This window comes from Kitasatospora sp. NPDC057595, assembly GCF_042800875.1.
GTDB lineage: Bacteria > Actinomycetota > Actinomycetes > Streptomycetales > Streptomycetaceae > Kitasatospora.
This window is the reverse complement of sequence record NZ_JBHVGL010000021.1, coordinates 78,071-92,597: the sequence shown is the minus strand read 5'-3', so window position 1 is coordinate 92,597 and position 14,527 is coordinate 78,071. Positions and strand designations below refer to the sequence as shown.

The window sequence follows — 14,527 nt, the reverse complement described above, 5'->3', positions numbered from 1 at the left end:
CGAGCTTGTCAAATGCGCTTTGACACTGCATGATCGTCGCAGCGCCAGCAGTCGCCGGTCGAGAAGTTTTGGATCTCGCCGGAAGGGGCTCGACAGCGCGACCGTCGACCGAGTAGGTTCATCGGCCACGGGGGTTTCAACTTCCCCTTCAGCCACAGCTGTTCAGGGGTGAAGTGTGTCTCGCGGGAGGGGCTCCCGCATCATCGTCGGAGGGGAAAACCGTCATGTCGTCGTACAACCGCTGGATCGCCCGTCGCATCGAGGAGCACGATGCGCTCACCACTGCCCACGAGCAGGCGGCCTTCCTCGCCCGGCGCGGCCTGACCGCCGCCGAGCTGGAGTACTGGCGGCAGTGTCTCCTCATGCCTCGCGCCTCGGCCGAGGATCCCTCCGCCGTACACGCGTATCTCATGCCTCACCCGGTCGAGCGGGACACCCGGGTGCAGGTCCGCATGCGCCGTTCGCCCGACCGGCGCTCCCGCACCGTCCGCATGACCATCACGATCCACTTCCGGGGCTGATCAACCCCGTCCCTCCGTCGTACCACCGCACCACTCGCACCACCCGGGGTGCCGGCCACTGCCGGCACCCCCGCCCATCGTGATCGTTCGGACATACCCCCGGAACAGGTGCTCCATGAGTGACCGGCAGTTCGCCGACCCCTCCTCCCCCGTCATCGCCACCGTGCTTCGGCAGTCGTCCGTGGTGCTCCAGACCTACAAGGTCGACCCCGGTCTCGTGCAGGAGCACGCGAACAGCGAGTTGCGCATCACCCAGGGCGGCTACGGCGACCGCCAGCTGTTCGAACTCGTGCAGAACGGGGCCGACGAGATCGCGGCGGCACCCGGCGGCAAATTGCACGTCGTCCTGACGGACACTCACCTCTACTGTGCCAACGAGGGAAATCCGGTCACGCCCGAGGGGGCCGAGACGATCCTCCGGATGAGCGTCTCGCGCAAGCGGGGCGGCCAGATCGGCCGCTTCGGTGTCGGTGTCAAGTCGGTGCTCTCCGTCAGCGACACGCCCCAGTTCTTCAGCACCAGCGGCTGCTTCGGCTTCGACCGGGACTGGTCCGCCGGGGAGATCGCGGCCGCGCTCGGGAAGTCGGGCCCGCTCGACATGGACACACCGGTGCTGCGCATGGCCCGGCCGCTCGACATCGACCGGGAGAAGGGCGACGACACCGTCCTCGAGAGCCTCGTCAAGTGGGCAAGCACGGTCGTCCGACTTCCCCTCCTGGAGGGCGCCGCCGAACGCCTGGGCCACGACATCAACGGCCACAAGTACCCCGACGGACGGAGGACCGAGCCGTTCCCCGCCCGGTTCCAGTTGTTCTCGCCGCACGTCGGCCAGGTGCTGCTGGTCGACCACCGCACCATGCCCCCCGTCCGGCGGGAGATCTCGGTCGAGAACAACGGCGTCCGCCGCAGGCTCAGGGAGGTCGCCCGAGGGACGAAGCCGACCGTCGAGGACTGGAAGGTCTTCTCCGTGGCGCACTCGCCCACGGAGAACGTCCGCGACAGCGCGGGCGAGCTCCAGTACCGGCCGGTCCTCGACATCTCCTGGGCCGTACCCGAGTACACCGTGAAGAACGGCCTCCACACCGTCCCGACCGGAAAGGGCGAGTTCTGGGCCTTCTTCCCGACCAAGTACGAGGTCTCGCTCAGCGGCATTCTCAACGCCCCGTGGAAGACCAACGAGGACCGCCAGCATCTCCTGGACGGCAACGCGTTCAACCTCGAACTGCTCCGGGCCGCAGCCGAGTTGGTCGTTGGCACGATCCCCTCCCTGGTCCCCGCGGAGGATCCTGCCGCCTACCTCCCGCTGCTCCCCGGCCGTACCAAGGAGTCCTTGAACTGGGCCGACGACTACCTGCTGCGGCAGGTCTGGGCGCTGGCGGCCCGGATGCCCTCGTTGCCCGATCAGGACGGGAAGCTGCGGGTCCCGGCCGAGCTGCACATCACGCCGGCGAACCTCGAGAAGGACTGGGTGCGGATCTGGTCCGAGTACCCCGGCCGTCCCAAGGACTGGATCCACTCCTCGGTCGACGCCGCCGACAACGCACTGCGCCGCGGCAAGATGAACCACATCCTGGAGGAGACGGGGCGCAAGCCCGAGAGCGTCACGACCTGGTTGGAAGCCCTGGTCGCCGACGGGACCGCAGAGGCGTCCTGCCATGCCATCGAGATCCTCTCCTCGATGGTGCTCACCGACCAGTCCCGTCGGCTGCGTGGCGACTCCGACATCACCGCGGCGGCACGCAAGGCCCGGATCGTGCTCACCGAGGAGCACGGCATGGTCGCCCCGGTGGCCGGTGAGATCTTCCACCGGACCTCGGAGGACGCCCTGCGCGACGACATGGTCTACGTCGATCCGCGGATCTCGGGCCGCAACGACATGGCCCGTCACCTGCACAACATCGGCATCCGGGTCGCCGACGCCCAGGGCCGGTTCGAGGGCGTCCTCGACCAAGGCTTCGACCACTACGACGCCCAGGGCTGGAGCAACTTCTGGGTGCTGCTGCGCAGCGCCGGCGGCAACGCGCAGGTCGATCGCATCCGGGCGAAGGTGGCGAAGCCGCTGGAGACCCTGCAGGTACGGACCGTCGACGGTCGGTTCCGCCCCATGCGCGACTGCCTCCTGCCCGGTCCGGTGGTGCCGGCCGACGGCAGCCGGGACCGGTCGATCGCCGTCGACCTCGACTTCCACGGCAGCGACCGGCCGATCTTCCGCGACCTCGGGCTCTCCGACCGGCCCACCCCGAGTCACCGGCCGGACCACGAGCCGTGGTTCGAGAGGTACCGGGAGGTCGTGCACGAGCACCATCTGCGGGCCCTGCCCGCGAACGCCCCCCGGCCGAGCCTCTCCCGGTTGACCCTCGAAGGCGCACCGACGGCAGGACCGCTGCACCTTCTGGAGACGCTCTCGGAGAAGGGACGCGCCGGGTTCGTGGCAACCCTTCCGGAGATGGGCATCGTGCGGCAGTGGACCAGCCAGTACGGCGCCCAGACGTCGACCCGCAAGGCCGTGCTCTCTCCGCTGCGCTGGATGATCAACAAGTACGGGCGGGTCGAGACATCGATGGGCCTGACCCGGGTCTCCGAGGCCGTCGGCCCGCAGCTCAAGGAGTACGCCGGGGTGCTGCCGGTCGCCGTCGTCGGAGCGGAGATCGCCCAGCGGCTCGAGATGCCCACCACCGCCGAAGCCGTGCCCCCCGGCCGGTGGGGCAAGCTGCTCGATCGCGTGCTGAAAAGCGAGGACGACGCCTTCATCGGCCGCGCCTACGCCCTCCTGCTGCGGGTCGGCTTCGACTTCCCCGAGGGCGTGCTGACGCGCTGCCGGATCGGGAACACGTGGGACACCCGCGCCGACGGCAAGATCGCCGTGGCGACCACCGAGAGCGACTTCAAGGAGCTGGTCCGCGAACAGCTGCCCGCCGTCCTGGTGGCCGACCGGTCCGACGCGGCCACCGCCAGGGCGATGGTCGAGGAATGGGGCATGCTCAAGGTCTCGGACGTCATCACCAAGGAGCTCCGGGTCGTCAAGAGCGGGCCCGCGGTCTCCCTGCTCGACGAGTACACCACCGTGCGCGCCCGGATCGGCAACGCCGGGAACAACCTGAAGATCCAGCGTTGCTCCGAGCTCGAGCAGGTCGTCCGCACCGAGAAGGGCGCCGAGCCCACACCGCTCAGGTCCGCGCGCAAGGGCAGCACCCTGCTGGTACTGGACGCCCTCGACCGGCTGCAGGTCCTGGAGGCGGCCGACACCGAGTTCAAGTGGGGGTTCGGCACGGACGGCTGCCGGCAGGCCCTCGAACTCCAGGACCGCCAGGAGCAGGACCAGCAGCTCCAGGCCCGCCTGCGCGCCGTGCGGGAGGCCGAGAGCATCATCGACAAGATCGCGCTGCTGATCGGCGCCGAGGCACTCGCCCGGGGCCTGCCACCCGGCCTGATGGAGAGCGAGCTCGAGGAGCGCGGTGAGGAGCCGGACGCGCGCCGCGTCGCGGAGATGGCGTTCAACTCGCACGGCGAGTCGATCCTCGCCGAACACGTCCGCGACCTCTCCCTGGAGTTCCCGACCCGGGCCCCGAGCTCCTTCACCGGGAACGACAAGGCACACCGGTTCGTCGCCGATCTCGGTTTCCCGGACTCCTTCGCGGGTGCCCGGGTGCCTTCGCTCGACGCACGGCTGGAGGTCGACGGACCGTCGGAGTTCCCGGCACTGCACGCGTACCAGGAGCAGCTGGCCCAGGCGCTGTTCCGGCTCCTGGAGAGCCCCACACCGCAGCGCGGCATGCTGAGTCTGCCCACCGGTGCCGGCAAGACCCGTGTGACGGCCGAGGGAGTGATCCGCTGGATCCGGGACGTCGAGTCCCGGCCCGGACCCGTGCTCTGGATCGCGCAGACCGAGGAGCTGTGCGAGCAGGCCGTACAGAGCTGGCGGTTCGTCTGGTCGAAGGTCGGGCCCGAGCAGCCACTGGTGATCAACCGCCTGTGGTCCTCCAACTCGGCCACCCCGGTCGACGGACGCATCCACCTGGTCGTGGCCACCGACGCCAAGCTCGCCGAGTGTCTGGACACCGACGACTACGCCTGGCTGCGCGACAATGCCTCGCTCGTCGTGGTCGACGAGGCCCACACCGCGATCTCACCCCGCTACACCCGGCTGCTGGAACTGCTCGATCTCACCCAGTACCGCACCGGCCGGCATCTGGTCGGGCTCACCGCCACGCCCTACCGGAACAACGAGGAGCTGACCCGGCGTCTGGTCCAGCGGTTCGGCGAGCGCCTCGACACCGGGGTGTTCGACGGCGACCTCGCCGATGCGATCAAGCAGCTGCAGCACATCGGGGTCCTGGCCGAGGTCCGTCACCGGGAACTGGCCGGTGGGACGATCTCCCTCAACCCCGACGAGCTGAAGCGCTCCGCGACGTTCGCGACCCTGCCCAAGGGTGCCGAGCAGCGGCTGGCCGACGACCACGAGCGCAACCAGCGCATCATCGACGAGATCGCCGACATGCCCTCCGACTGGCCGATCCTGGTCTTCGCCACCTCCGTGGCGCATGCCAAGTTCCTCGCCGCGAAGCTCGGTGACCGGGGGATCACCGCCACCGCCATCGACTCGACCACGTCGGTCGGAGAGCGGCGCAAGCGGATCGACGCCTTCCGGCAGGGGAGGATCCAGGTGATCACCAACTACGGAGTGCTCACCCAGGGCTTCGACGCGCCCGCCACGCGGGCCGTGGTCGTGGCCCGTCCGACCTACAGCCAGCACGTCTACCAACAGATGATCGGCCGCGGGTTGCGCGGGCCCAAGAACGGCGGCAAGGACACCTGCCTGATCCTCAACGTCCGCGACAACGTCACCAACTTCGGTGAACGGCTCGCCTTCACCGACTTCGAGTACCTCTGGGGGACGGAGAAGTGATGCCGCCGATCCTCGAGGACCACCCGCTCACCGCGGAGCAGCGGGCCGTCGTCGATCAGCCGTGGGACGCACGTGTCCTGGTGACCGCGGGCGCCGGCGCGGGCAAGACCCACACCCTCGTCCGCCGTCTCGACGCCCTCGTGGAGCGCGAGGAACTGGAGGCCTCGGAGATCCTGGTGCTCAGCTTCTCCCGGGCCGCGGTCCGCGAGCTCGCCGAGCGGATCGGACGCCATGCCTCGGCCGCGCGACGGGTACGGGCTCAGACCTTCGACGCCTGGGCCGCGGGCCTGTTGAACCGGGCCTACCCGGACACCGATTGGAACGGCCTTCCGTTCGACCGTCGGATCGAGGCGGCGACCGAGGCCATCGACCGCGGTGCCGTCGAGGTCGGCGATCACGGCGTACCCGCGCATGTCGTCGTCGACGAGGTGCAGGACCTCGTCGGCGTCCGGCGGGAAATGGTGGAGGCACTGCTCGACCGGTTCCACGACAACTGCGGCTTCACCGTGGTCGGCGACTCCGCCCAGGCGGTGTACGGCTTCCAGGTCTCCGATCCGGACCTGCGTGCCGAGGAGACCGGCCGCTTCCTGGACTGGGTCCGGGCGAGTTTCGGCGAGGACCTGGTCGAGCTCTCCCTGGGCGACAACTTCCGGGCGCGCACCGAGGAGGTCCGGGTGGCCCTGCCGTTCGGCCCGCAGCTCCAGCGGCTGCCACGCGATCCCGCGTCCGCCTCCGCCGAGGCCGAACGGATCCACGGCGATCTGCGTGCCGGGCTGCTCATGGCACCGAATTTCGGCAGCCTCGACTCGGAGTTCGTCCGGGCCGCGCTCCGCGACTACCCCGGGACCACGGCGATCCTCTGCCGTGACAACGGCGAGGCCCTGACGATCTCCGGGTGCCTGGGGAACGCCGGGGTACCGCACGCCGTCCAGCGCTCCGCCCGGGAGCGCTCGGCCCCGGCGTGGATCACCGGGCTGCTGGCCTCGACCGGCGCGTCCACGCTGCCGCAGGGCCGGTTCACGGAGCTGCTCGAGAGCCTCGAACTCCCGCCCGGCAGCAGCCCCTCGATGCTGTGGCAGTCCGTGCGCAAGGTGGCGAGGGGTGCCCGGGGCATGCTCGACGTCGCAGCACTCCACCGTGCACTCGCCGAGCGGCGGCTCCCGGACGAGCTCACCGCCCCGGTGCCGTCACCGCTGGTCGTCTCGACCGTGCACCGCGCGAAGGGCCTGGAGTTCGACCGGGTGCTGGTGGTCGAACCACGCGTGCTGAAGGAACCGCGGCGCGTCGCCAAGAAGAAGTACGACTACGATCCCGCGGCCGAGGCCCGGCTCCTCTATGTCGCGATGACCCGGGCCAGGGACAACCTCTACGTCCTGGACGCTCCCCCCACGTGGCAGGTCCGCAAGGACGGGCGGCTCGACCGCTGGTACCTGGGCGGCCGCAGCACCTGGGCGCGCAACGGCATCGAACTCCTCGGCGACGACGTGTCCCACGAACTGCCGCCCGGCGCGGAGGAGCTGAACGACGATCCGGGCGGGCTGTTCGAGCACCTGCGGAGCCGGGTTTCCCCGGGAGACCCCGCCGAGTTGGTGCTGCTGCACGGCATCCCGGTCGCCGCGGACCAGTCGCCGCCGTACGCGGTGACCGTGGGCGGGCGTCGCATCGCCGTGGTGTCGCGACGGTTCCGGAGCGACCTGCGACAGATGCTCCGGCGCAACTCTCACTCCGAGGCCGAGAACTGGCCGCCACTGATCACCGGCCTGCGGGTCGACTGCGTCGAGAGCGTCGCCGGCGACGGCACCGCGAGCGAGCGGGCGGGCCTCGACAACCGGGGAGTGTGGTTGGCCCCCCGTCTCTGCGGCATGGGGCGGTTCCACTGGTACGACGAACAGAGCCCGACGAACGACGACACCGAGGGACGATCGGCATGAGCGACTCGTACGAGGCCCATTACGAGATGTGCGACTCCCTGCTCGACGCGCTGCGCTCCGACCTGCTCGGGCCGGCGGGCGGCGAGGAGGAGATCCTCACGGACGACGCGCCGATCACCATGTACCCGATCGGCGTGCTCTTCCCCCGCACGCGGCCCGACGAGGTCCGTCCCGAGATCTCCGAGCTGGAGGCCTCGCGCGACGGACTGGACAGCGCACCGCTCCAGGCCCGGCGCGACGTCGAGGACGCGGCCGCGAACCTGGAGGTGGCGCTCGCCAATGTGCGGATGCCCTCCTCGATCGGCCTCACCTTCGCCGTCGACCCGAATGTCGCACCCCGGATCCGCTTCACCGTCCGGGCCGGCGTGTACGTCCCGCAGGACTCGGAGGGCAGGCCGGTGCCGGCCCGACGTACCGAGGCACGGACGACGGAGGCCCAGCAGGAGAACTGGCGCCGTGTCCCGTTGAGTCCGGAGGCGGTGGAGGTCGACGTCACCCGTCCCGGGAGCCTGCCTGCGGTGGCCCTGCACAAGGGGCTCGAGCTCCGTGTCCTGGTCCGCCCGGCCGCCGAGCCGGACGGCACCGTGACAGTGACCGCGACGGTGGTGAACAGTCTGAGGATCGGCCAGTACGACCTGCGTGACGCGCACTGCTTCTACCAACCCGTACTGGAGGTCACCGGTGTGCGGGAGGGATCCCTCCCGTTCGTCGAGCGACCGGCCGCGCTCGGGGCGGTCGACCCCGAGCAGGCCCTCGGCCGACTGCTCCACCGCCATGCGCCGAGCTTCGCCACCGGCCACGGTTGCGCCGCCGATTGGCACTGGTCGCCCCCATCGGTCGGGGCCCCGTCCGCGGGCCGCGCGACCGTCGGGGCGGTGCGGACCGAGTTCGTGCCCTCCCACCAGGTGCTGCTGACGGAGTCGAATCCGCGGATCGACACCGAGGCACTCACCATGCACGGTCTTGGCACCGCCGGCGCCGACTCCGTGGTCGAGGCGCTGCACCGCGTGGTCGACGGCTACGAGCGGTGGGTGGACGGCCAGGAGGCGCTGGCGCGGTCCGCGGCTCTCGCGGAGCACCACGCGCCCGCCATCGAGCAGATCGACCGTTGCCGGCAGGCCCTGCGACGCATGCGTGGCGGAGTCGCCCTGCTGGCCGACCCCGAACGGCCCGAGGTCCTCCGGGCCTTCCGCCTGGCGAACCTCGCCATGGCCGAACAGCGGGCACGGACCGATTGGGTCAAGAAGGGCCGGCAGGGCACTCCGGACACCCGGAGCGGCCGATGGCGACCGTTCCAGATCTCCTTCGTCCTGCTGTGCCTGGCCGGCATCGTCGACCCCGAGCACGAGGACCGGGGCGTCGCCGATCTGCTGTGGTTCCCCACCGGTGGTGGCAAGACCGAGGCATACCTCGGGCTGATCGCCTTCACGACCTTCCTCCGCCGACTCCGGGACGGCGAGGACGGCGCGGGTGTCACGGTGCTGATGCGGTACACCCTGCGACTGCTGACCCTGCAACAGTTCGAGCGGGCGGCAGCACTGATCTGCGCCATGGAGCGTCTGCGAGCGGCCGACCAGGAGGCCCTGGGCGGTCAGGAGATCTCCATCGGCATGTGGGTCGGCCGGTCCGCCACGCCCAATACGCTGGCGGTCGCCTCGGAGAGGCTCGCCGAGCTGGTCGCCAACCCCCTCCGATCGGTGCAGACCGAGAACCCCGTGCAGCTGCGGAACTGCCCCTGGTGCGGTGAATCGCTGTCCGCCGGCGACTACGCCGTGGACGAGGAGAGGGAACGGATGAACATCCACTGTCCCTCGGCGACCTGCGACTTCCGGTCCGGATTGCCGGTACACCTGGTGGACCAGGCGGTCTACCGCAACCGGCCGACCCTGGTGATCGCGACCGTCGACAAGTTCGCCTCCATGCCCTGGCGGGAAGGGTCGGCGGCACTGTTCAACCGGGACCGCCCCGGCCGCACCCGGCCCCCCGAGCTCATCGTCCAGGACGAGCTGCACCTGATCTCCGGGCCGCTCGGCACTCTGACCGGTTTGTACGAGACCGCTGTCGACGCCTTGGCGGACCGTCCGAAGATCATCGCCTCGACCGCCACGATCCGGCGGGCGGACGAGCAGGGGGCGCGTCTGTTCGCCCGCCGGGTGGAGCAGTTCCCGCCGTCCGGCCTGGACGCCCGTGACTCCTGGTTCGCCGTGGAGACTCCGGCCGACCGGAAGGCCGCCCGTCGCTACGTCGGGCTGCTGACCTCCAGCACCAGTCAGTCCACGCTGTTGATCCGTGCCTACGCCGCGCTGCTGCACCGCGCCGCGGCGCACGACGCACCCCCGGAGGTGAAGGACGCGTACTGGACGCTCGTCGGCTACTTCAACAGCCTCCGGCTGCTTTCCGCCGCCGAACTGCAGGTCCTGGACGACGTGCAGGACCGACTGGAGTACGTCGCCGCACGCGAGGGTGCGAAGCCCCGCACCGTCAACAGCATCACCGAGCTGAGCAGTCGGGCGAACGCGAGCGACATCTCCGGGCGACTGAAGGAGGTCGAACGGGCGCTCCCCCGGAACGACGTGCTGGACGTGCTGCTCGCCACCAACATGATCTCGGTGGGCGTGGACGTCGACCGCCTGGGGCTGATGGCCGTCATGGGACAGCCACAGACCACCGCCGAGTACATCCAGGCCACCAGCCGGGTCGGCCGCCGTCACCCGGGATTCGTCACCGTGATGCTCAACTCGGCGCGTTCCAGGGACCGTTCGCACTACGAGAACTTCCGCCACTTCCACTCCGCGCTGTACCGGGAGGTGGAGTCCAGCAGCGTCACGCCGTTCTCCGCCCGGGCGCGCGACCGCGGTCTGCACGCGGTCGTCGTGGCGCTGACCCGGTTGATGCTGCCCGCCGCGCGGGCCAACGACCGGGCCGCCCGGATCGAGGAGTTCCTCCCCGAACTGCAAGAACTCGTCCGCCCTGCCGTACTCGACCGCGTCGCCGAGGTCGATCCGCAGGAGCTCGAGGCCACGACCCTCGCCTTCGACCACTTCGTCGAATGGTGGCGCGACGAGGCCCACATCAGGCCGACCCTTGTCTACGAGGCACCGCGCGGCACGCGGACACCGGCCCTGCTGAGCGGCTTCGACGACGAGAGCCCACGGGCGACCGGTTGGCCCACGCTGTGGAGCCTGCGCGACGTCGACGCCTCGTCCCCCTTCTTCGAGGAGCGCTGAACCGATGAGCCCCCTGCCGCCCCGTACCCGTCGTCGCGGGCCCCTGTCGGCACCCGTACGCGCCGCCCGCCGCCTGGGCGAGATCCGCCGGGCACAACTCGTCACCACCTACGGTGTGGGCGCCATGATCGCGGTCGAGAACGAGTCCTTCCTGGTCCGCGGCACCGACTCCTGGGACATGTCCGAGGCAGTGACCGTGTGGGAACCGCGCCTCGCCCGGCAGTTGGGCGTGAACTCGTTCCGGCTGCCACCGGCCCCCGATGCCGAGCGGGCCAAGGACGGTGTGCGTGCCACGCGCTTCCCCCGGATGTACTCCTGTCCGGGGTGCGGCTCGCTGGCCCCTTTCCAGAAGTTCAACTCGCCCGCCGGCAAGGCGGAGTGCTCGCTCTGCCTGGAGGACCTCGTACCGTCCCGATTCGTCGTCGCCTGCGAGAACGGTCATCTGGACGACTTCCCCTATTGGCGCTGGGTCCATCGCGGCGCCGGACGGACGATCGGGCCCTGCGGGGGCACCTTGTCCCTGCGGGCGCAGGGGTCCACCGCCTCGCTCCGCGGCGTGGTCGTCAGCTGCAGCTGCGGCGTCGCCCCCGTGTCCATGGAGGGCGCCTTCCGCCGGAAGACCATCGAGGAGCTGGGGCTCCGCTGCACCGGCCGACTCCCCTGGTTGAAGGACGCGCCCGACGAGACCTGCGGCCTGTGGCCGCGCACCCTCCAGCGCGGTTCGTCGTCCGTCTGGTTCCCCGTGATGCACTCGGCGCTGTCGATCCCGCCGTGGAGCGAGGGACTTGCCAAGCTCGTGTCCCGCTACTACGACGAGCTCAAGAACCTCCCCCGGGAGGACATCCCCGGCTTCCTCCTGGGCGCGAAGGTTCTGAACAAGCACCCGGAGTTCTCACCCGACGAGGTCGTCGAGCTGGTCGACCAGTGGAGCCGGGCCGAGGAGGCGGCCGAGGACGCCGAGAAGGATCCGCCGCAGACTCTGCGGGCGAAGATCTACCGCGACGAGTACGACACGCTCCGTCGCACGTATCCGGAGCGGGCCGACGCCGAACACCAGGACTTCGTCTGCGAGCCGCCCACCTCGTCCGTCCTCCCGCTCACACGCTCGTACGGCATCGAACAGATCATGCTCGTGGAGCGGCTGCGCGAAGTACGGGCGCTGGAGTCGTTCACCCGGGTGGAAGAGCCCGGCGCGGTGGAGACCACTGCGCGGCGGGCGCGGATCTCACGTACACCGCAGAACTGGCTTCCCGCCATGGAGGTCTCCGGCGAGGGCGTGTTCGTCCGGCTCGACGAGGACCGGCTGCGGGAGTGGGAGCAGCGCGCCGAGCCGGCCGCCCGCGCCCGAAGGCTGCGCGAGAACCATCAGCGCCTCCTCGCTGAACGCACCTCGAGCGCCGCGGGGCCCGTGCCCGGTTCCCCCGCGACTCCGCGGTTCCTGTTGCTCCACTCGCTGGCCCACGTCCTGATCAACGAGTGGAGCCTGGACGGCGGCTACCCGGCGGCCGCCCTGCGCGAGCGGCTCTACGTCGACAAGGACATGGCGGGAATCCTGATCTACACGGCCACCAGTGACTCGGCGGGGAGCCTCGGCGGCATCGTCTCCCAGGGCGAGCCCGACCGGCTCGCCGGCGGATTGCGTGCCGCCCTGCACCGCGCGAATTGGTGCTCGAACGACCCGCTGTGCATGGAGGCCGAGGCAAGCGGTGCCGACGGCCTCAACCTGGCCGCCTGCCACGCCTGTCTCCTGCTGCCGGAGACGAGTTGCGAGAACAACAACATCCTGCTGGACCGTGCGGCCCTGGTGGGGACGCCCGACGGACTCGCGAGCGGGTTCTTCGGGCTTCCGGCGGAACTCTGAGGAAGGCGGCCCGAAAGCGCCGACCGGGCGGTGTCCGGTCGGCGCTTTCGCAGGTTCGGGGCAGGGGGGGCAGGCGTACGTATTTCGTTGGTCAGGGGGCAATAGTTTCATCATCTTCCATTCAGTTGGGGGCGGCTGCCAGCATCGGCGGACCGTCACCGCCCGAGGGAGATGCCGATGAACCGCCCCCGTCCCCTGCGTTGTCTGGCCGCGCTGGCGCTGGTGGCCCTGGCCGCCACCGCCTGCGGGCGTTCCGATCAGGGTTCCGCCGCCGCGCCCGGTGCGGGCGGCGGGGCCGCCGACACCGCCGGGAAGAGCTCCGCCGAGCTGCTGCCCGGCAAGTTCAAGCAGGCCGGCGTGCTCAGAGTGGCGACCGCCGTGGGCTACCCGCCGATGGAGATGTACAAGCCGGGCACCACCGAGCTGACCGGGGTCGACCCGGACCTCGCCGCGGCGCTCGCGGCGAAGCTCGGGCTGAAGCTGGAGATGACCAACGCCTCGTTCGACGGGCTGATCCCGGGCCTCCAGGCCGGCCGGTTCGACCTGGTGATGTCCTCGATGACCGACAGCGAGCAGCGCCGCCAGGCCGTCGACTTCGTCGACTACTTCCGCACCGGCGGGGTGGTCATGACCGCCAAGGACAACCCCCAGGGCATCAAGTCCCTGGAGGACCTCTGCGGCAAGCAGGTGGTGCTGGCCAAGGGCAGCTCCAACCTGGAGATCGGCGAGCAGCAGAACACCAAGTGCGCGCAGAAGATGACCATCTCGCAGAGCGAGGACGCGCCCACCGGGCTGCTGCAGCTGGACAGCGGGCGGGCCGTCGCCACCATCGTGGACTACCCGGTCGCGCAGATGTTCGCGCAGAAGAACACCGCCTACCAGGTGCTGCCCGAGCAGTACGGGACGGCGCCCTGGGGCATCGCGGTGGCGAAGAAGGAGAGCGGGCTGCGCGACGCGGTGCAGCGGGCGCTCCAGGAGCTGATCGACTCCGGTGAGTACCGCACGGTGCTCGACAAGTACGAGGTCGGCGGCAGCGCCGTCACCAAGGCCACCCTCAACACGGTCGGGCAGTGAGTGCGGTGACGGGCGAGGGCACAAGAGGCGCCACGGCGACCGCCCCGGCGGCGAAGGCGATCGAGGACGACGACCTGGAGCTGCGGGTCACCGGGCGGCCCAGGCCCGGGCGGTGGGTGGCCGTGCTGGCGGCGGCGTTCGCCGCGGTCTGGCTGGCGTACACGATCATCGTCAATCCCAACCTGCACTGGGACGTCATCGCGAAGTACCAGTTCGACGGGGTGATCCTGGACGGCCTGTGGGTCACCGTCCAGCTGACCCTCATCTCGCAGGTGGCCGGCATCGTGATCGGTGTGCTGGCGGCGGTGATGCAGCTCTCGGACAGCCCGGTGCTGCGGACCACGGCCGGCGCGTACACCTGGTTCTTCCGCGGGACGCCGCTGCTGGTGCAGCTGATCTTCTGGTTCAACCTCGCGCTGCTGTTCCCGGAGATCAGCATCGGGATCCCGTTCGACGGGCCGAAGCTGGTCAGCTGGCAGACGAACGCGCTGATCACCGGGTTCGTCGCGGCGCTGCTGGGCCTGTCGATCAACGAGGGCGCCTACATGTCGGAGATCGTCCGGGCCGGCATCCAGAGCGTCGACCCCGGGCAGCGGGAGGCCGCGGCGGCGCTGGGCATGTCCAACCGGCAGATCCTGGTCCGGGTGGTGCTGCCGCAGGCCATGCGGGTGATCATCCCGCCGTTCGGGAACCAGTTCATCTCGATGCTGAAGACCACGTCGCTGGTCTCGGTCATCGCGGGAGCCGACCTGATGACGGTCTCCCAGCACCTGTACCTGGCGAACTTCGAGGTCATCGCGCTGCTGGTGGTGGCGTCGATCTGGTACCTGGTGCTGACCACCATCGCGAGCGTCGCGCAGCACGCCGTGGAGCGGAAGTTCAGTCCCGGCGCGCAGACGGCGCGCCCGGGGCTGGGGCAGCGGGTGCTGCGCAATCTGCGGCCCGGTGCGAGGAAGACCGACGTCAAGAAGAAGGGGGCGGCGAAGTGACGGTGGCGACGGACGAGG

General features: G+C 70.2%; 7 protein-coding genes. All 7 read left to right on the top strand.

What is annotated here, in order from left to right; all coding sequences use genetic code 11:
* Positions 1–224 precede the first annotated feature (224 nt).
* The 7 genes from ACFU9E_RS27640 (at position 225) to ACFU9E_RS27610 (ending at position 14,509) form a co-directional block, all read left to right on the top strand.
* On the top strand, positions 225–521 hold the full coding sequence (locus ACFU9E_RS27640; protein WP_380680881.1) for a hypothetical protein: 297 nt from the start codon (positions 225–227) through the stop codon (positions 519–521).
* A gap of 115 nt (positions 522–636) precedes the next feature.
* On the top strand, positions 637–5,427 hold the full coding sequence (locus tag ACFU9E_RS27635; RefSeq protein WP_380680884.1) for a DEAD/DEAH box helicase family protein: 4,791 nt from the start codon (positions 637–639) through the stop codon (positions 5,425–5,427).
* Positions 5,427–7,358, top strand: coding sequence for a UvrD-helicase domain-containing protein (locus tag ACFU9E_RS27630; RefSeq protein ID WP_380680887.1), 1,932 nt, complete (start codon positions 5,427–5,429; stop codon positions 7,356–7,358). Before ACFU9E_RS27635 ends, ACFU9E_RS27630 begins: the two co-directional genes overlap by 1 nt.
* Positions 7,355–10,585, top strand: a complete 3,231-nt coding sequence (locus tag ACFU9E_RS27625) for a helicase-related protein (protein WP_380680890.1) — start codon at positions 7,355–7,357, stop codon at positions 10,583–10,585. Before ACFU9E_RS27630 ends, ACFU9E_RS27625 begins: the two co-directional genes overlap by 4 nt.
* Positions 10,586–10,589: 4 nt before the next feature.
* Complete coding sequence (gene drmB, locus ACFU9E_RS27620) at positions 10,590–12,446, top strand: DrmB family protein (protein WP_380680892.1); 1,857 nt, start codon at positions 10,590–10,592, stop codon at positions 12,444–12,446.
* Positions 12,447–12,623: 177 nt separating this feature from the next.
* Positions 12,624–13,520, top strand: a complete 897-nt coding sequence (locus ACFU9E_RS27615; protein WP_380680895.1) for an ABC transporter substrate-binding protein — start codon at positions 12,624–12,626, stop codon at positions 13,518–13,520.
* Positions 13,517–14,509, top strand: a complete 993-nt coding sequence (locus tag ACFU9E_RS27610; protein WP_380680898.1) for an amino acid ABC transporter permease — start codon at positions 13,517–13,519, stop codon at positions 14,507–14,509. The genes ACFU9E_RS27615 and ACFU9E_RS27610 overlap by 4 nt, the downstream gene beginning before the upstream one ends.
* Positions 14,510–14,527: the final 18 nt, after the last annotated feature.